This window comes from Telluria sp. PB2R4, from assembly GCF_059685695.1.
In genome coordinates this window covers 25,564-41,202 of record NZ_JCASIC010000018.1, presented here as the reverse complement: position 1 = coordinate 41,202, position 15,639 = coordinate 25,564, and the positions used below count along the sequence as shown (strand labels likewise).

General features: G+C 65.2%; 16 protein-coding genes. 5 read left to right on the top strand and 11 right to left on the bottom strand.

Annotated features, from left to right (window positions below; translation table 11 throughout):
• Positions 1-161: 161 nt before the first annotated feature.
• On the bottom strand, positions 162-1,904 hold the full coding sequence (gene phaC / locus AC56LU_RS22570) for a class I poly(R)-hydroxyalkanoic acid synthase (protein ID WP_497177839.1): 1,743 nt from the start codon (positions 1,902-1,904) through the stop codon (positions 162-164).
• Positions 1,905-1,964: 60 nt separating this feature from the next.
• Here phaC and AC56LU_RS22565 point away from each other — a divergent pair, with 60 nt between their 5' ends.
• A complete protein-coding gene (locus tag AC56LU_RS22565; RefSeq protein ID WP_497177838.1) occupies positions 1,965-2,276 on the top strand; it encodes a hypothetical protein in 312 nt (103 codons plus the stop codon).
• A 25-nt stretch (positions 2,277-2,301) separates the two neighbouring features.
• Here AC56LU_RS22565 and pgeF read toward each other — a convergent pair whose 3' ends face one another.
• Both pgeF and AC56LU_RS22555 read right to left on the bottom strand, forming a co-directional pair.
• Positions 2,302-3,078, bottom strand: a complete 777-nt coding sequence (gene pgeF, locus AC56LU_RS22560; protein ID WP_497177837.1) for a peptidoglycan editing factor PgeF — start codon at positions 3,076-3,078, stop codon at positions 2,302-2,304.
• A complete protein-coding gene (locus AC56LU_RS22555; protein ID WP_497177836.1) occupies positions 3,078-4,115 on the bottom strand; it encodes an RluA family pseudouridine synthase in 1,038 nt (345 codons plus the stop codon). Before AC56LU_RS22555 ends, pgeF begins: the two co-directional genes overlap by 1 nt.
• Before the next feature lie 97 nt (positions 4,116-4,212).
• On the opposite strand from AC56LU_RS22555, the gene AC56LU_RS22550 reads away from it, so the two are divergent.
• A complete protein-coding gene (locus tag AC56LU_RS22550; RefSeq protein WP_497177835.1) occupies positions 4,213-5,046 on the top strand; it encodes an outer membrane protein assembly factor BamD in 834 nt (277 codons plus the stop codon).
• Positions 5,047-5,085: 39 nt separating this feature from the next.
• Here the strand turns inward: AC56LU_RS22550 and yaaA are convergent, their stop codons facing one another.
• The gene (gene yaaA, locus AC56LU_RS22545; RefSeq protein ID WP_497177834.1) at positions 5,086-5,856 is read right to left on the bottom strand and encodes a peroxide stress protein YaaA; all 771 of its coding nucleotides are present in this window, start codon (positions 5,854-5,856) and stop codon (positions 5,086-5,088) included.
• Positions 5,857-5,901: 45 nt separating this feature from the next.
• On the opposite strand from yaaA, the gene AC56LU_RS22540 reads away from it, so the two are divergent.
• From AC56LU_RS22540 to AC56LU_RS22530, 3 genes are all read left to right on the top strand, one after another.
• Positions 5,902-6,357 carry a putative toxin-antitoxin system toxin component, PIN family gene (locus AC56LU_RS22540; protein ID WP_497177833.1) on the top strand — a complete coding sequence of 152 codons (456 nt, stop codon included), beginning with the start codon at positions 5,902-5,904 and terminating at the stop codon, positions 6,355-6,357.
• Between the two features lie 26 nt (positions 6,358-6,383).
• Positions 6,384-7,541 carry a pyridoxal phosphate-dependent aminotransferase gene (locus tag AC56LU_RS22535; protein WP_497177832.1) on the top strand — a complete coding sequence of 386 codons (1,158 nt, stop codon included), beginning with the start codon at positions 6,384-6,386 and terminating at the stop codon, positions 7,539-7,541.
• A 144-nt stretch (positions 7,542-7,685) separates the two neighbouring features.
• Positions 7,686-9,061, top strand: a protein-coding gene (locus AC56LU_RS22530) for an IS3 family transposase (protein WP_497177873.1) whose coding sequence is annotated in 2 segments (ribosomal slippage) — positions 7,686-8,145 and positions 8,145-9,061 — 1,377 coding nt in all. Because the reading frame shifts where the segments join, the coding sequence is not laid out codon by codon here.
• A 69-nt stretch (positions 9,062-9,130) separates the two neighbouring features.
• Here the strand turns inward: AC56LU_RS22530 and AC56LU_RS22525 are convergent.
• From AC56LU_RS22525 to pilM, 7 genes are read right to left on the bottom strand one after another with little or no spacing between them, the layout of a single operon-like run.
• Positions 9,131-10,258, bottom strand: a complete 1,128-nt coding sequence (locus AC56LU_RS22525; protein ID WP_497177831.1) for a tetratricopeptide repeat protein — start codon at positions 10,256-10,258, stop codon at positions 9,131-9,133.
• Between the two features lie 10 nt (positions 10,259-10,268).
• Positions 10,269-11,159: an ExeA family protein gene (locus AC56LU_RS22520; protein ID WP_497177830.1), complete on the bottom strand. Its 891-nt coding sequence runs from the start codon at positions 11,157-11,159 to the stop codon at positions 10,269-10,271.
• Positions 11,159-12,946 (bottom strand): pilus (MSHA type) biogenesis protein MshL, encoded by a 1,788-nt coding sequence (mshL, locus tag AC56LU_RS22515; protein ID WP_497177872.1) that lies wholly within the window; start codon positions 12,944-12,946, stop codon positions 11,159-11,161. Before mshL ends, AC56LU_RS22520 begins: the two co-directional genes overlap by 1 nt.
• A complete protein-coding gene (locus AC56LU_RS22510; protein WP_497177829.1) occupies positions 12,946-13,314 on the bottom strand; it encodes a hypothetical protein in 369 nt (122 codons plus the stop codon). Before AC56LU_RS22510 ends, mshL begins: the two co-directional genes overlap by 1 nt.
• Positions 13,311-14,000, bottom strand: coding sequence for a hypothetical protein (locus AC56LU_RS22505; protein WP_497177828.1), 690 nt, complete (start codon positions 13,998-14,000; stop codon positions 13,311-13,313). The genes AC56LU_RS22510 and AC56LU_RS22505 overlap by 4 nt, the downstream gene beginning before the upstream one ends.
• A complete protein-coding gene (locus tag AC56LU_RS22500; protein ID WP_497177827.1) occupies positions 13,997-14,632 on the bottom strand; it encodes a PilN domain-containing protein in 636 nt (211 codons plus the stop codon). Before AC56LU_RS22500 ends, AC56LU_RS22505 begins: the two co-directional genes overlap by 4 nt.
• The gene (pilM, locus tag AC56LU_RS22495) at positions 14,629-15,525 is read right to left on the bottom strand and encodes a type IV pilus biogenesis protein PilM (RefSeq protein WP_497177826.1); all 897 of its coding nucleotides are present in this window, start codon (positions 15,523-15,525) and stop codon (positions 14,629-14,631) included. The genes AC56LU_RS22500 and pilM overlap by 4 nt, the downstream gene beginning before the upstream one ends.
• Positions 15,526-15,639 lie beyond the last annotated feature (114 nt).

Sequence of the window (15,639 nt, the reverse complement as noted above, 5' to 3'; positions counted from 1 at the left end):
TTTGATTATTTAGCAAAAACGCCGGGGCGAATGTTGCCCGACGGGACGTATAGGCCAACACCATACCACGACCCGCGCGCAGGTGCAGCAATTATTAGACTACAAACTTCCGTGGCAATTCTGATATGTACAGCGGGTTAAGACACCGCCCGCCGTACGGCTCAGTCAGCCCTGGCCTTGACGTAGCGGCCAGGCGCCGGCTCGGTCGGCTGGTAGCGCGCGTTTCCGAATGCGGCAGGCGCCGGCACGTCGGCGCCGCCGTTCTGCGCCAGGAATTTGGCCCACTCCGGCCACCAGCTGCCCTTCTGCTCGGTGGCGCCTTCGAACCAGGCCGCGGCCGTCTTCGGGCGCGCCTTGCCGGTCTTTTCGTTGACCCAGTAGCTGCGCTTGTTCTTCGAGGCCGGATTGATCACGCCCGCGATGTGGCCCGACGCGCCCAGCACGTAGCGGTTGGCCTTCGGGTTCTTGGGGTTGAGCAGGTCCATCGACGCAAAGGCGGCTTCCCACGGGACGATGTGGTCTTCCTTGGAGCCGTACAGGAAGACCGGGCAGTCGATCTTGCCCAGGTCCACAGGCACGCCGCAGACGGTGAGCGCGCCCGGCTGCTTGAGCTTGTTCTCCAGGTAGGTGTTGCGCAGGTACCAGCAGAACATCGGGCCCGGCAGGTTGGTGCTGTCGGCGTTCCAGTACAGCAGGTCGAAGGCTGGCGGTTCCTTGCCCTTGAGGTAGTTCTGCTGGACGTAGTTCCATACCAGGTCGTTCGGGCGCAGGGCCGAGAAGGTGGTGGCCAGGTCGCGGCCCGGCATCAGGCCGCCGTTCGCCAGTTTCTGCTCGCGCTGCGCCACCTGGGCTTCGTCGACGAAGACTTCGAGCACGCCGGTGTCCTGGAAGTCGAGCAGCGTGGTGAGCAGCGACAGGCTGGCGGCCGGCTGCTGGCCGCGCGCCGCCAGCACCGCCAGCGCGGTGGCGGCGATGGTCCCGCCGACGCAGAAGCCGAACACGTGGGTCTTTTCCTGCCCGGTGATCTCGCGCACCACCTCGATCGCCTTGATGGCGCCAGTCTCGACGTAATCGTCCCAGCCGGTGTTGCCGAGCGAACGGTCCGGATTGCGCCACGAGACCATGAACACGGTATTGCCCTGCTCCACCACGTAGCGCACCAGCGAATTCTCCGGCTGCAGGTCGAGGATATAAAACTTGTTGATGCACGGCGGAATCATCAACAGCGGCACCGCCTTCACGCTCGGGGTGCTCGGGGTGTACTGGATCAGCTGGAACAGTTCATTCTCGAACACCACCTGGCCCGGCGCGGTGCCGACATTGCGGCCGACTTCGAAGGCCGACTCGTCGGACTGCGAGATGCGGCCCTTCTGCATGTCGGACAGCATATTGGCCAAGCCCGTGGTCAGGCTCTCGCCCTTGGTCTCGATCAGCTTCTTCTGCGCTTCCGGATTGGTGGCGAAGAAGTTAGCCGGCGACATGGCGTCGACCATCTGCTGGACCGTGAAACGGATCTTCTGGCGATCGCGCGGGCTGGCCTCGACGGCGTCGGCCAGGGCCAGCATGAATTCCGAGTTCAGCAGATAGGACGCGGCCGAGAAGCTCGAAAGCGGGTGCTCGCGCCACTCCGAGCTGGAAAAGCGCCGGTCGTGGATCTCGGGCGACTTGCCGCTGAGGAAGTCTTGCCATAGCTGGCCAGCCTTCCTGAGATAATCGTCACGGATGCTTTCGAGTTTGGCAGGAGCGATGCCGGCGCCGAAATCCTTCAGCACGCCGGCCAGTGGATTGGCGCCGCCGGCGCCAGGGGCCACCGTCGGCATCGTCATCCAGCCCTGCCACAGGCTCGGATCGGTGATCTGGGTCATCCAGGAGGCGGCAAAAGCTTGGGGGTCAGGCATGTTCATGTCGGCATCCGTTAGTTAGAATCGGGCTTACTATTCGTGTACTAGCTTGGGAGAAACTGCATGTGGATCGTCGCCGTTGCCTGGATTTACGTGGTCGCCCTGATGGCAGCGACCGAACCGAGCCTGGTACACGGCATGATGACGTTCGTGTTCTATTGCGCCCTGCCATTATCCATTGTTTTCTACCTGACCGGGTCGAAACGGCGCCGTGCGCGGCGCGAAGCGCAGGCGCATGAGCGAGCACAAGGGCGGGCGACGCCCGCGACAGCAGCCGGCACAGGTGCCGACAACGTTCCGGCATTCTCCGGCTCGAAGCACTGCGGGGCGAATGATGTCGGCTGCGACGGCGGCGATGGCGGCGGCGGCGACTGAACATTCTCGCCCGGTACCGCCAACATCACTTGATCCAGATTAGACTGCCCTGGCGGCCGGTGATGCCGTCACGGCGGTAAGAATAGAAACGCTGCGGCGCGCTGGCGGTGCAGAGATTGCCGCCATGGACGCGCGTCACACCGTCGCGCGCCAGCATCAGGCGGGCCAGCGCCGGCATATCCGCCAAAAATTTTACCGGTTGGTCAGATTTCGGCCTGAACGCCGCCGGCGTGGCCTGCCCGGGCAGCGCAGCCAGGAAGGCATCGCGCACGTCCTCGCCCACCTCGAAGGCGTCCGGCCCGATCGCCGGCCCCATCCAGGCGGTAATCTCCCCTGCCCCGGCGGCGCGCATCGCGCGCACGGTTTCGCCCAGCACACCCGCGGCCAGCCCGCGCCAGCCGGCGTGGGCCGCACCCACCACCTTGCCGTCGAGGCTTGCAAACAGCACCGGCAGGCAGTCGGCGGTGAGGATTGCGCACACCACGCCCGCTTGCGTCGCGATGCTGGCGTCGCCGGTGCGCACCGGCTGGCCGGGGCCGACCGTGCAGGCGTCGACCACGGCGGCGCCGTGCACCTGTGCGATCCAGGCCGGACGGCCCGGCAGGAACTCTTGCAGGCGTTCGCGATTGAGGCGCACGGCATCGGGATCGTCGCCGCAATGCAGGCCGAGGTTCAGCCCGCCGCCGCCCTTGCCGTCATCGTAAGCCCCCCGGCTGACGCCGCCGTCGCGGCTGGTCGCCAGTGCGCCGATGCCCGGCGGCAGGTCGGGCCAGTCCGGCCATACGAGCGCAGACCGCTCCATCACTCTTCGCCGGCTTCGCTGTCGTTCTCGTCGCCCGGCTCGTCGATGCCGGCCTTCGCGATCAGCTCGGCGAAATCGGCGGCCAGCGGCACGGTCCACTCGCAGGCTTCGCCTGTGGCCGGGTGCACCAGGCCGAGGCGGCGCGCCTGCAGCGCCTGGCGGTGGAACACCGGCACCAGGTGCTGCTTGCCGTACACCGAATCGCCCACCAGCGCAAAGCCCAGGTGCTGCATGTGGACGCGGATCTGGTGGGTGCGGCCGGTCTCCAGGCTGCAGCGCACCAGCGTCACCGGACGACGGTCCAGGCTGCCCACGGCAACGCGCTGGTAGTGGGTGATGGCCGGCTTGCCGAACATGCCGGTGGACACCGCCATCTTGACGCGGTCGCGCGGATGGCGGCCCATTGATGCATTGATGGTGCCGGACAGTTGCGGGGTTCCCCAGACCAGCGCGAAATACTCGCGCTTGACGCTGCGCGCCTGCAGCTGGCGCACCAGGTCGGTCTGGGCGGCCAGGGTCTTGCCGACCACCATCAGGCCGCTCGTATCTTTGTCGAGGCGGTGCACGATGCCGGCGCGCGGTACGCCCACCAGTTGCGGGCAATGGTGCAGCAAGCCGTTGAGCAGCGTGCCCGACCAGTTGCCGGCGCCCGGGTGTACCACCAGCCCTGCCGGCTTGTTGATGACCAGGATGTCGTCGTCTTCGTAGACGATGTTCAGTTCCATCGCTTCGGGTGCGAAGGCGGTGTCTTCCGGCGCCGCCTGCGGCTCGATGACGATGGTCTCGTCGCCGTAGGCCGTGTCCTTGCCGCGCGCGGGCTTGCCGTCGACCTTGACGAAGCCGCCGTCGAACCAGAGCTGCAGGCGGCTGCGCGAGAACTGCGGCACCAGGCCGGCCACCACCTTGTCGAGGCGCTGGCCGCAAGCGGCGGGATCGAGCTGCAGGGTGATCGGCGACAGGTCTGGACCCGCGGCAAGGTCGAACCCGCCCTCGAGCTCATCGTCTAAAAGCGCATCCAGGTCGGGGTCGAGAGGCATTTCCGCCGAATTCGGCGCAGGAGTTAATATCACGTGAGTCCCATCGGCTATAATCAGCCGTTCGTTGAATCTAGGTAAAACTTTCTTGCAAAGAGCTATGCAAAAAAAATTGTCTGTGTTGGTCGCCGCTTGTGTTCTGAGTCTGTCAGCGTGCAGCATCTTGCCGAAGGCGGACGACACTAAAAATTGGACAGCGGAGAAATTATACGCTGAGGCACGCGATGAGATGAATGGCGGCCACTATGAAGCGGCGATCAAGCTGTTCCAGCAGCTCGAATCGAACTACCCGTTCGGCACCTATGCCGCGCAAGCGCAGATGGAAATTGCCTACGCCCATTACAAAGCCCAGGACCAGGCCGAGGCGCTGGCCGCGGTCGAGCGCTTCATCAAGCTGCACCCGAACCATGCCCAGGTCGACTATATGTATTACTTGCGCGGCCTGATCAACTTCAACGACCAGCTGGGCTTCCTGAGCTTCATCTATTCGCAGGACCCGACCGAGCGCGACCCGAAGGCCACGCGCGAAGCATTCGCCGCTTTCAAGGCCCTGGTCGACAAGTTCCCGAACAGTAAGTATCGCGACGATTCGATCGCGCGCATGAACTACCTGGTCAATGCAATGGCCCAGTACGAAGTGCACGTAGCGAATTATTACTTCCGCCGCGGCGCCTACCTGGCCGCGCTGAACCGCGCCCAGTCCGCCGTGCAGGACTACAGCGATGCGCCTGCGCGTGAAGAAGCGCTGTTCCTCATGACGCGTTCTTACGACAAGCTCGGCATGCCGGTGCTGCGCGACGATGCCCAGCGCGTGCTGGTGCTGAACTATCCGAACAGCCGCTTCCTGAACCCGAATGCCAAGGGCGATGCACCGTGGTGGCGCTTCTGGTCGAAGTCGGGTCCGCGCCCGGCGCCGGTCGACGCGGTCAAGTAAGGCAGTAAGCGCGTGGGGCGGCTGGGCCGCCCCTGTTGCTTACCCTTCCAGTCGGCGGCGGAACACCCAACTGTATTCGCTGGAAGCAGCTTCGTCGAAGGCATAGCCGTCGACGTCGAAGTCCTTGAGCCGTTCCGGGTTCTTGATGCCGTGCTGCGCGGCGTAGCGCGCCATCAGGCCGCGGGCGCGCTTGGCGAAGAACGAGATGATCTTGTACTTGCCGTTCTTCCAGTCCTCGAAGACCGGCGTGATCACCGGCACGTCCAGCAGCTTCGGCTTGACCGACTTGAAGTATTCTTCCGACGCCAGGTTGACCAGCGCCTTCGCCTTGGTTTCCGCACGCTGGGCGTTCAGGGCCTCCGTCACGCTGTCGCCCCAGAAGGCGTAGAGATTGCTGCCGCGCGCATTCTTCAGGCGCGTGCCCATTTCCAGACGGTAGGGATGCATGCGGTCCAGCGGACGCAGCAGTCCGTACAGACCGGACAGGATGCGCAGGTGTTTTTGCAGGTAGTCGATTTCCTTGGCGCCGAGCGTCCGTGCATCGAGGCCGCCATATACGTCGCCGTCGAAGGCCATGATCGCCTGGCGCGCCTTGCCATGATCTTCGCTCCAGTGCGCATAGCGCGACACATTGAGCATGGCCAGGTTATCGGACAAGTCCATCAATTCGGCAATCTGTCCGGGAGAATAGGTTCGCAGCTCCTCGATCAACTCGGCGGCATGCGGAATGAAATCCGGGGTAGTGTGTTTCCTGGTGGTGCTTGGGGACTCGAGATCGAGGGATTTGGCGGGCGACAGGACAATCAGCATCGGTTTATACAGCAGTACTAAGAAAATTCGAAGAAAATTTCCCACATGATACTCGCTTCAAAGAAACCCATCGTCATCGACACCAATGTCTGCCTCGACCTGTTCGTATTCAAGGACCCGCGCTTCGTGCCGATCCTCGCTGCGCTCGAGTCCGGCGAGACGATTGCCGTGACGCGTGCCGAGTGCCGCGACGAATACCTGGCGGTGTTGAAGTACCCTCACCTGCCGCTGAATGACGAATCGCGTCTCGAGGCCGTCGCACGCTTCGATGCCCTGCTGGTATTGGTGGCCCCGGATGCGAAGCACGTGCGCCTGCCGGTGTGCACCGACCGCGACGACCAGAAATTCCTGGAATTGGCCCGCGATATCGACGCCGAGGTGCTGGTCACCAAGGACAAGGCCTTGCTCAAGCTGGCCCGGCGCACCGCGCGCGAGGGACTGTTCAAGATCATGTTGCCCGAGGCCTGGCTCAAGGCCCGGGCCGCCGCCGCGCTAGAATAAAGCCCATCGTTACTCTCCTGCCGACCATGAGCACTCCCGTACTGCGTACCCGCCTGCCCGCCGTGGGCACCACCGTTTTCACCCGGATGTCGCAGCTCGCCCTCGAGCACGGCGCGGTTAACCTAGGCCAGGGCTTCCCCGATTTCGGCTGCGACCCACGGCTGATCGATCTGGTGGACCAGGCCATGCGCGCGGGCCACAACCAGTATGCACCCATGACCGGGATCCCGGTCCTGCGCGCGGCGATCGCCGCCAAGATCGAGAAGCTGTACGGCCGCCGCTACGACGAGGCCACCGAGATCACCGTCACCAACGGCGCTTCCCAGGCGATCCAGTCGGCGATCCTGTGCAGCGTGCATCCGGGCGACGAGGTGATCGTCATCGAGCCGGCCTACGATTGCTATGCGCCCGCGATCGCGCTGGCGGGTGGTGTGGTGGTGCCGGTGGCGATGCGCCTGGATGGCGAAGGCTATAGCGTCCCCTGGGACACGGTGGCGGCCGCGGTCACGCCGCGCACCCGCATGATCGTGGTGAACTCGCCGCACAACCCGACCGGTTCGATCCTGCGCGCCGCCGACCTGGAAGCCCTTGGCGCGATCGTTACAGGCACCGACATCCTGGTCCTGTCGGACGAGGTGTACGAGCACATGGTGTACGACGCCGAAGAGCACGCCTCGGTAGCGCGCCACCCGGTCCTGGCCGAGCGCGCCTTCGTGATCTCGAGCTTCGGCAAAACCTACCACGTGACCGGCTGGAAGGTCGGCTACGTGGCCGCTCCCGCCGCCCTCATGGCCGAATTCCGCAAGGTCCACCAGTACAACGTGTTCAGCGTGAACACGCCGATGCAGCACGCGATCGCCAGCTACATGCAGGATGCCGCACCCTACCTCGAGCTGTCCGCGTTCTACCAGAAGAAGCGCGACCTGTTCCGCGCCGGCCTGGCCGGCTCGCGCTTCGAGCTGCTGCCCTCGAACGGCACCTATTTCCAGTGCGTGCGCTATGGCGCGATCTCGGATCTGCCGGAGGCGGAGTTTGCGAAATGGCTGACGGTGGAAGCGAAGGTGGCGGCGATTCCAGTGTCGGCGTTCTACAGCCAGCCGACCGAATCGGGGGTGGTGCGGTTCTGCTTTGCGAAGAAGGACGAGACGCTGCACAAGGCACTCGACACCTTAAGCCGCCTGTAGGTCGTAGGGTGGACGGCTTCGCCGTCCGCGCGTTCAAATCACCTATGCAAGGACGCGTCGCCGATCAGCACCCGCATGTTGAACGCGCGGTCGGCATAGTGAACTGACCCCATAAAGTTGGACATCAACTTTATGGGGTTTTTAATGGGGAAGTACACACCTGCCTTCAAGCTGCTAGTCGTGCAGCGGTATCTAGATGGTTCGATGGGTTACCGGACGCTGGCCGAACACTTCGGCATATCCAATCCATCAATTGTTCAACGATGGATTGGCTTCTTTCGTCTACATGGCGAGGATGGGCTCAAGCGGAAACGTGCGTCGTACGATGGAGCCTTCAAGCTCTCCGTTCTACAGCACATGTGGGACAATAAGCTATCAAAAGGACAAGCTGCCACGGCATTCAACATACGGCGTCATGCGTCGGTGGGTTCGTGGGAGCAGGCTTATCGTGAGGGCGGCATCGCAGCCCTGGAGCCCCGTCCGGTAGAAAGAATAAGAATGCAGCCCGAGCAGAAAAAGTCTGAACCCACCGAAGATGGCGACAACCGCAGCCGTGAGGAGCTACTCGATGAGCTACTGCACCTGCGTGCGGAGGTCGCTTACCTAAAAAAGCTCGATGCCTTAGTTCGTTCGGAGGAGCAAGTGAACTCCCAACCGAAAGCGCCGCAAAAAAAGCGCAAGTAGTGCACGAACTAAGGCCACAGTTTCCACTGAGGGTCCTGCTCAAAGCGGCCGACTTGGCTCGCAGCGTCTTCTACTATCATCGGCAAGCTCGAGGTGCAGAAGACAAGTCTGACGCGGTAAAAAAGCGTATTCGTTTGATCTTCGATGAGCACCAGGGCCGTTACGGCTATCGCAGGATCACAGCAGCGCTTGCCCAGCTGGGAGAGAAAATCAACCACAAGACCGTTCAACGGCTGATGGGCGAGCTGAAATTGAAGTCGTTGGTGCGTCCGAAGAAATACCGCTCCTTCAAGGGCGACATGGGACTTGTCGCGCCTAATGAGCTGGCGCGACAGTTCGAAGCCAAGGCGCCCAACCAGAAGTGGGTAACGGACGTTACCGAGTTCAAAGTCGGCGATGAGAAGCTGTACTTGTCGCCGCTTCTCGATCTGTACAACGGCGAGATCATCGCTTTCGAAACATCTAGGCGACCTGTCTTCGAAATGGTCCGTTCAATGCTGCACAAAGCGATCGCTACGCTGCTACCACACGAACGTCCATTGTTGCATTCCGACCAGGGATGGCATTACCGGATGCCGCACTACCAAGCTACGCTGAGTGAACGAGGCATCGTGCAAAGCATGTCGAGGAAGGGGAACTGCCACGATAACGCCGCCATGGAGAGCTTCTTTGGTGTGCTCAAAACCGAGTTCTTCTATCTGAACAAATTTACGAGCATTGCAGAGCTGCAAGCGGGACTTGCCGAGTACGTCAGGTACTACAATAACGACCGCATCAAACTCAAACTGCGAGGCCTGAGTCCCGTGCAGTACAGGACCCAGGCCATGGGCGCTTAGAAACTATCGTCCAACTATTTGGGGTCAGTTCATAGTCGACCACCCTACAAAAGCGGAAACACATGCCCGTCAACGAGCGGTCTGCTTCAGCCTGCGCTCCACAAACCCCTGCAGCTCCCCCGACAGCGTGCCGCTGTCCAGCGCCTTCTGGAACGCCCCTGCCGCCTCCGGGTTGCGCTTTTCGGCCTGCAGCGACATGCCCAGACCCATCCACCACACGCCGTTCTGCGGCGCCGTGCGCAGCGCCGCCTGATAATGCTCGGCTGCCTCGCGGTGGCGGCCTTCCCTGGCCAGCGCGCCGGCCAGGAAGGCATGGTAGTCGCCGTTGCCCGCCGCATGCGGCAAGCTGCGCAACAGGGTGTCGATGCCGGGGCCGCCGCGCTCGATCTGCAGCCGCGCCAGCAGCATCGCCAGCGCAGGCTGGCGCGCATCCAACGCGAGCGCCGCCTGCAGCTGCGCCATCGCTTCGTCGGGACGCTTCGCTTCGATCAGCAGGCTGACCAGGGTCTGGCGCGACGCTTCGTGGCGCGGATTGACCTTCAGGGCCGCCTGCAGGCCGGCGATGGCCTCGGTGACCCGGCCGTCCTCCAGGCTGGCGAGCGCGCGGCGATAGGCGTTATCCGCCCGCTGCAGCGGGGTTTCCTGCCTGCCGCTATTGGCGGGAGCCACCGCTTTCGATGCTGCCGGCTTGGGCGCCTTGGCGGGCGCAGTCGCAGGCGCAGCGGCGGGCGTGACGGCCTTCGCCACCGGCTTCTCGAGGACCGGCTTCGCCTTCACAGGCGCAGGGACCTTGGCCGCAGGCTCCGGAGCTTTCGGCACTGCGGGCGGCTCGGCCGGGGGAGCGGGCGGTGCCGCAGGTGCGTCCACGGTCTCCGCCCTGTCCTGGCGCGGCGGTACGGGAATCTCGAAGGCCACGACAGGGGCCGGCGCCGGCGAGACGGGCGCCGCTGGCTTGGCCACCGGCGCGATGACCGGCGCCGGCGTTGGCGCCGCAGCGGGTCGATCTCCCAGCATGCGCCAGGCAGCCGCACCGGCTGCCGCCACCGCCGCCGATGCCGCAACCCCGATCGCGACACGCTTCCACGGCCAGTCGCGCTCGGGCGGCCCCACTGGCCGCACGTCAGACGGCAACGGCGCGGCACCGGGCTGGCCGGCGCGCGCGTCGAGGTCCTGCAGCATCCGATTAATCAAACTCATCGCGTCAGGCTCATCGTGCAAACACCCATGCCAGGCCGGCGGCCGCCGAGAACACCGCGGCGCCACCAAGCAGCCAGGCCCAGATGGTGCGCCGCACGCCGATCGTATCACGCGCCGCCGTGGCCACATGGCTGCCGGCCACCTCGCGCTTGCCCTCGCCGTAGCTGAGCATGAGCGCCTTGTGCGCCATGATGTTGACCAGGCGCGGCACGCCGCCGCTGGCGCGGTACAGCCCGCGGATCGCGGCGCGCGTGAACAGGCGCGCGCCGCCGAAGCCGGCTACCCGCAGACGGTGCGCCACGTAGTATTCCAGGTCGTCGCGGCTGAGCGCGCCCAGGTGATAATGGAAGGTGATGCGCTGGGCCAGCTGGCGGATCGATTCCAGCTCGAGCTTGCGGTTCAGCTCGGGCTGGCCGAACAGCACGATCTGCAGCAGCTTGCGCTTTTCGGTTTCCAGGTTGGTCAAGAGGCGCAGGGCTTCCAGGCTCTCCACCGGGATCGCCTGCGCCTCGTCCAGGCACAGCACCACGCGCAGGTCCTGGCCCGCCAGTTCGAGCAGGCGCAGGTTGATCGCCTTGAGCACCTGGTGCTGGTCGACGTCGCGCTCGAGCCCGATTTCCAGCTCGTCGGCCAGGGCCAGCATCAGGGTGCGCGGCTCCAGATAAGGGTTCGGGATGTAGGCAGTCACGAAACCTTCGCCCAGCGTGGCCATGAACTTGCGGCACAACAGGGTCTTGCCGGTGCCGACTTCGCCGGTGATCTTGATGAAGCCTTCACCGCCGCGCGCCGCCACCAGCAGCGTGTTCAGCGCTTCCTGCGAACGCGCGCTGCCGAAGAAGAAGCTGGTGTCCGGCGTAATCCCGAAGGGCGGCTCGCGCAGGCCGAAGTGGGCCGCGTACATTACTGGCGCTCCCGCGCGCGCGGATCGAGCGCTTCGATGCGGCGGCTGGCGTCCATCAGGTCCTGGCTCCAGTCGTTGGCGCCTTCGACGATGGTCGGCTTGATCAGCACGACCAGCTCGCGCTTCTGGTTGACGCGGGTCTTGTTGCGGAACAGCGCCCCCAGCACCGGTACCCTGCCGGCGCCCGGCAGCTGGTCGGTGTCGCCGCTCGACACCTGGCGCATCAGGCCGCCGATCGCCACCACCTGGCCGCTCTGGCCGCGCACCAGGCTGTCCAGTTCCGAGGTGGCCGACGCCGCCAGCGGCAAGGTCAAGGTGCCGCCCGACCCGAGGTCGACGTTCTTGGTGACGGTCGTAACCTGACTCACCGACGGGTGCACGTGCAGCAGGATGTTGCCCTTGTCGTCGATCTGCGGGGTCACGTCCAGCACCACGCCCGAGAAGAAGGGCTGCAGGGTGACGCTCGGGGTGACGGTGCTGCCGCTGTCGTTGTTGTTGATGGTGTTGGTGACGCCGGTGACGAAGAACTCGTCGGTGCCGATCTTGAGCACCGCTTTCTGGTTGTTCATCGCCGCCACGCGCGGGCTGGACAGCACGTGCACCTGGCCCTGCGATTCCAGGAAGGAGATCAGGGCCGCGAAGTTATTGGTCTGGAAGGCGAAGCCGAACAGCGAGCCGGCAGCGGTCGCCGCGTTCGACAGCGAGAAGCCGGTGCTGGCGGCCAGGCCCTGGCCGTTGCTGATGATTGGGGGCTGGCCGCCGTTGTAGGGCAGCGGCGCCAGGCTGGCGCCCGGCCCGATCATGCCGCTGGACACACGGTTCGGGTGCGAGCTCTTGATCGAGGCGAACGAAGCCCAGTTGATGCCGCTCTGGAAGCTGTCGTTCAGCTCGACCTCGAGGATCTTGGCCTCCAGGATCACCTGGCGGTCGACCGCCAGCTGGGTCGCTTTCAGGTAGGCGTCGACGCTGCGCAGCTCGTCCGGCATGGCACGGATCACCAGCACGCCCGACTGCGGGCTGATCACGACGCTGCGCCCGCCCTCCTTCGAGCCGACGATGGCTTCCAGCGCGGTGCGCAGCTCGCTCCAGAAATCGTTGTCGGAGGTGGTGCGGATGTCGGTGCTGTCGACCTGCACGTTGCCGCCCAGGGTGTTCGAGCCGCTGTCGTTGCCCTGGCTGCCCTGGCCGCTGCCCGAACCCTGGCCGTTGCCTTGGCCGCCACGATTGCCGGCCCCTTCGCGGCCCGCCTCCGCGACCGAGGTCGAGCTCACCCGCAGGTTCGAGCTGCCGCGGCGCTTGGCGGTCAGGTAGTTAACCTGGAACATCCGGGTCTGCATCGTGAGCGGGCGGATCGTGATGCGGGTGCCGTCGATCCGGTAGTCGTAGCCGTACATCTCACGGATCGCCTCGAGCGTTTCGGCGATGGTCACGTCCTTCAGGTTGGCGCTGATGCTGCCGCTGACCTCCGGGTGGACCAGCATGTTGTAGCGGGTCCCGGCCACGATCGAGCGGAAGAACTGCTGCGCGGGCACGTTGTTGAACGCGACGTTGAAGCGCTCCTCGAGCGCCGGCCGGGCCTTGGGCAGCTGGCTGGCGAGCGCGCTTGCCGGGGGCAGCAGCGCGTCGGCGACGGCATTCTCGACCGTGGGTGCGGCCGCCGGCTTGGCCTGGGCCCGCGCCATTTCCTTGCCGATCGCCTCATAGGTCTCGTGCTGCGGGGCCGTCTGGCAGCCGGCCAGCAGGGCCAGGCCGGCAAGGGCGCTGCTTGTCAGGAAGCGCTGGTTCATCATTGGGCCGCGGGGGTCATGCCCGAACCCATGCCGGCAACCGTGGCCGCCGGCAGCTCCAGGCGCAGCACCTGGCGTTCGCCGCCGCGCACCAGCTCGACCAGGTCCTGGCGCATGCGGACCACGCGCGCGCCGCGGAAGCTGTCGCCCAGGCGCACCGTCTCGCCGTCGATCACGGCCACATGGCGTCCGCCCGCGCGCGGCGAGATCAGCACCGACTGCAGGCGCGGCAAGCCGTCGCCGGCGGCTTCCAGCCGGCTGCCGTCCAGCCCGGCCGGCGGACGGGTCGGATCGGCCAGGGTTTGCGCCGCGGCCGGCAGGCTTGCCAGCGCGGTGCCCATGCTCAAGGCGAGGATCAGTTTTTTCACAGCTTCATCCATTTGCGGTCCAGACTCAGGGTATAGAGCGTGAGCGTCAGTCGCGACGCCGGGTATTCTTCCACGTCGAGCTGCGCCCTGCCCCAGAACAGCCGGGTCGGCATCGCTTCGAGCGCACTCATGTATTCGACCATGTCGAGATAATTGCCGCGCACGGTGACTTCCACGCCGTGGCGGTACAGCAGTTCGGTGGGTTTGGCCGGGGCCGCCGCAGGCGCGGCTTGCGTCGCCGCCCCCTGCCCGCCCAGCGCCGACATCGATTCGACCGGCAGCGTGCGCATCGACACCAGGGTCAGGCGGGCGTTGGCACGCAGGATGGTGTCGACCAGCGGCGCCATGCGCTCGGGCGGCACCAGGCCGTGTTCCATCGCCAGCAGCGAATCGCCCAGGACGGCCGTCTCCTGGCGGATGGCGTCCAGCTTCTGGCGCGCCGGCGCGTCCGGGTCGACCTGGTAGGCCTGCACCTTGGCGGCGATCTCGCCGTCCAGGCCCATCAGGTTGTTCTGCTGCTGGTTGATCTGGTCGCGCAGCGCTTCCTGCTCGCTGTAGACCGGACCCAGTACGGCGGTATGGCCGACGAACACGATCACCGCGGCGGCGGCGGCGAACAGCAGGCCGCGCTCGCGCAGCGTGAGCGCGTCGACGCGCGCCAGCAGATCGACAAGTTTCGCCTTCACTTGCGCGGCTCCTCGGGTACCGACTGCAGATTGAATTCCACATAGGGCGCGGCGACTGCCTTGCCGTCGGCGCCATTCACCGGGACGGGCTGGCTGATCGACAGGCTGGCAAAGGATTTCCCCTGCAACAGCGGTTCCCCGGTCAGGCGCGACAGGTAGCCCGGCACGGTCGCCGGATCGGTGGTGCGGCCGCGGATGCCGATGTCGCGGCCACCGCCGGAGACGGACACGCCCGTCAGCCACAGCCTGGGCACGCCCTGGCGCGCCAGCGCCTTGAAGTAGCCGGCATACCCATTGGTATCGCCCAGTTCGCCGCGTTCGATCACGCGCGCGATGTTCCGCAATGCCAGCAGCTGGGCCTGGGCCTCGGCGATCTCGGCATCGAGCTCCTTGTTCTTCTGACGCGGCGCGAATTCGAGGCGCACGCTGGCCAGGCGCGCCTGCTTCTGCTCCAGGCGCGTGGCGCCGGACGCGGCTTGCGCCTGCAGGGCGCCGGTCTGGGCGTGTCCATAGCTGGCGAGCGCGGCGATACCCAGCACCAGCACCGCCAGCGACAGCCCCATCGTGGCCGCCGACAGCACTTTCTTCTGCGGCTCGAACAGCGGATTGAACAGGTTGATCTGCTGACTCATGCCGCCGCCTCCGCGCGCAGGGCCGCGCCCAGCGGGATGAAGAAGCGTCCCTGCATCACCGGGTCGAGCAGCTCGGAGGTGCGCTCGATGTTGAACACCGAGGCCAGGTCGAGCGTCTCGACCGGCGTGTACAGGTTGCTCGACAGGTAGGCGTCCAGCCCGTCCGCCGGCGACGGCGCGAGCACCAGCTTGGCGATGCTGATGAAGGAATACTGGCGCTCGAAATTGTCGAGCGAACGCTGCAGCTCCAGCGTGATGCGGTCGAAGCCGGCGTGCCTGCGTTCGTGGTCCGGCTCGCGCAGTTGCTCGAGCGTGATGTCGATCCGGCGCGACAGGTACAGCTCGCCGCGATAGGTCACCGTCAGCAGCCCGCCCTCGGGGCTGAACGAGAGCATGGCCACGCCGCGACTTTCGGGCGCGATCAGTGCCGAAATATTTCGCTGTGCCATCTCGGGAATGTCGATCGCGTTGAGTCCGATCTTGGCATCGCGGAACAGCTGCTGCCGTGGCTGGATGACCGAATTGCGCGCCGCCACCACGAACACCGATTGCTGGGCGCGCATCTGGCTGGCGTCGACCGGGATGTCGAGCACGTCGATGGTGGCTTGGTCGGCCGGGAAATCGAGGATGTCCTTCAGGCGCCAGCGCACCGCCGTTTTCAGTTCGTCGACCGGCACCTTGGGCGCCTCGATGCTGATCACCTGGTAGTCGCCGGGCGCGAGCAGGGTCAGGCAGCGATAGGCATTGGCATGGCCCTCGCGCGCGGCTTTCTCGAGCACTTCCGCACTGGGCTGACCGGGCATGAAATGCGCAAAGCGCACGAAGGGCTTGCCGTCCGCGACAGTCTTGACGCTGGTCGCCGCCACGCCGTCCTGCTGGACAGCGATGGTCAACCAGCCATCTTTCTTCTTTGCTCTCTTAAAAAAACGCATGCAGGCAGACTGTGATCGCGAAAATGATTCGGTACGGCAAAGACTTGATTATATTCAAGCCTAGCCGCCTGCGAT

Excerpts from the sequence above, each read along its gene's own strand:
- phaC (WP_497177839.1), bottom strand. The coding sequence starts at position 1,904 with ATGAACATGCCTGACCCCCAAGCTTTTGCCGCCTCCTGGATGACCCAG.
- AC56LU_RS22565 (WP_497177838.1), top strand. The coding sequence starts at position 1,965 with ATGTGGATCGTCGCCGTTGCCTGGATTTACGTGGTCGCCCTGATGGCA.
- pgeF (WP_497177837.1), bottom strand. The coding sequence starts at position 3,078 with ATGGAGCGGTCTGCGCTCGTATGGCCGGACTGGCCCGACCTGCCGCCG.
- AC56LU_RS22555 (WP_497177836.1), bottom strand. The coding sequence starts at position 4,115 with ATGCCTCTCGACCCCGACCTGGATGCGCTTTTAGACGATGAGCTCGAG.
- AC56LU_RS22550 (WP_497177835.1), top strand. The coding sequence starts at position 4,213 with ATGCAAAAAAAATTGTCTGTGTTGGTCGCCGCTTGTGTTCTGAGTCTG.
- yaaA (WP_497177834.1), bottom strand. The coding sequence starts at position 5,856 with ATGCTGATTGTCCTGTCGCCCGCCAAATCCCTCGATCTCGAGTCCCCA.
- AC56LU_RS22540 (WP_497177833.1), top strand. The coding sequence starts at position 5,902 with ATGATACTCGCTTCAAAGAAACCCATCGTCATCGACACCAATGTCTGC.
- AC56LU_RS22535 (WP_497177832.1), top strand. The coding sequence starts at position 6,384 with ATGAGCACTCCCGTACTGCGTACCCGCCTGCCCGCCGTGGGCACCACC.
- AC56LU_RS22525 (WP_497177831.1), bottom strand. The coding sequence starts at position 10,258 with ATGAGTTTGATTAATCGGATGCTGCAGGACCTCGACGCGCGCGCCGGC.
- AC56LU_RS22520 (WP_497177830.1), bottom strand. The coding sequence starts at position 11,159 with ATGTACGCGGCCCACTTCGGCCTGCGCGAGCCGCCCTTCGGGATTACG.
- mshL (WP_497177872.1), bottom strand. The coding sequence starts at position 12,946 with ATGAACCAGCGCTTCCTGACAAGCAGCGCCCTTGCCGGCCTGGCCCTG.
- AC56LU_RS22500 (WP_497177827.1), bottom strand. The coding sequence starts at position 14,632 with ATGAGTCAGCAGATCAACCTGTTCAATCCGCTGTTCGAGCCGCAGAAG.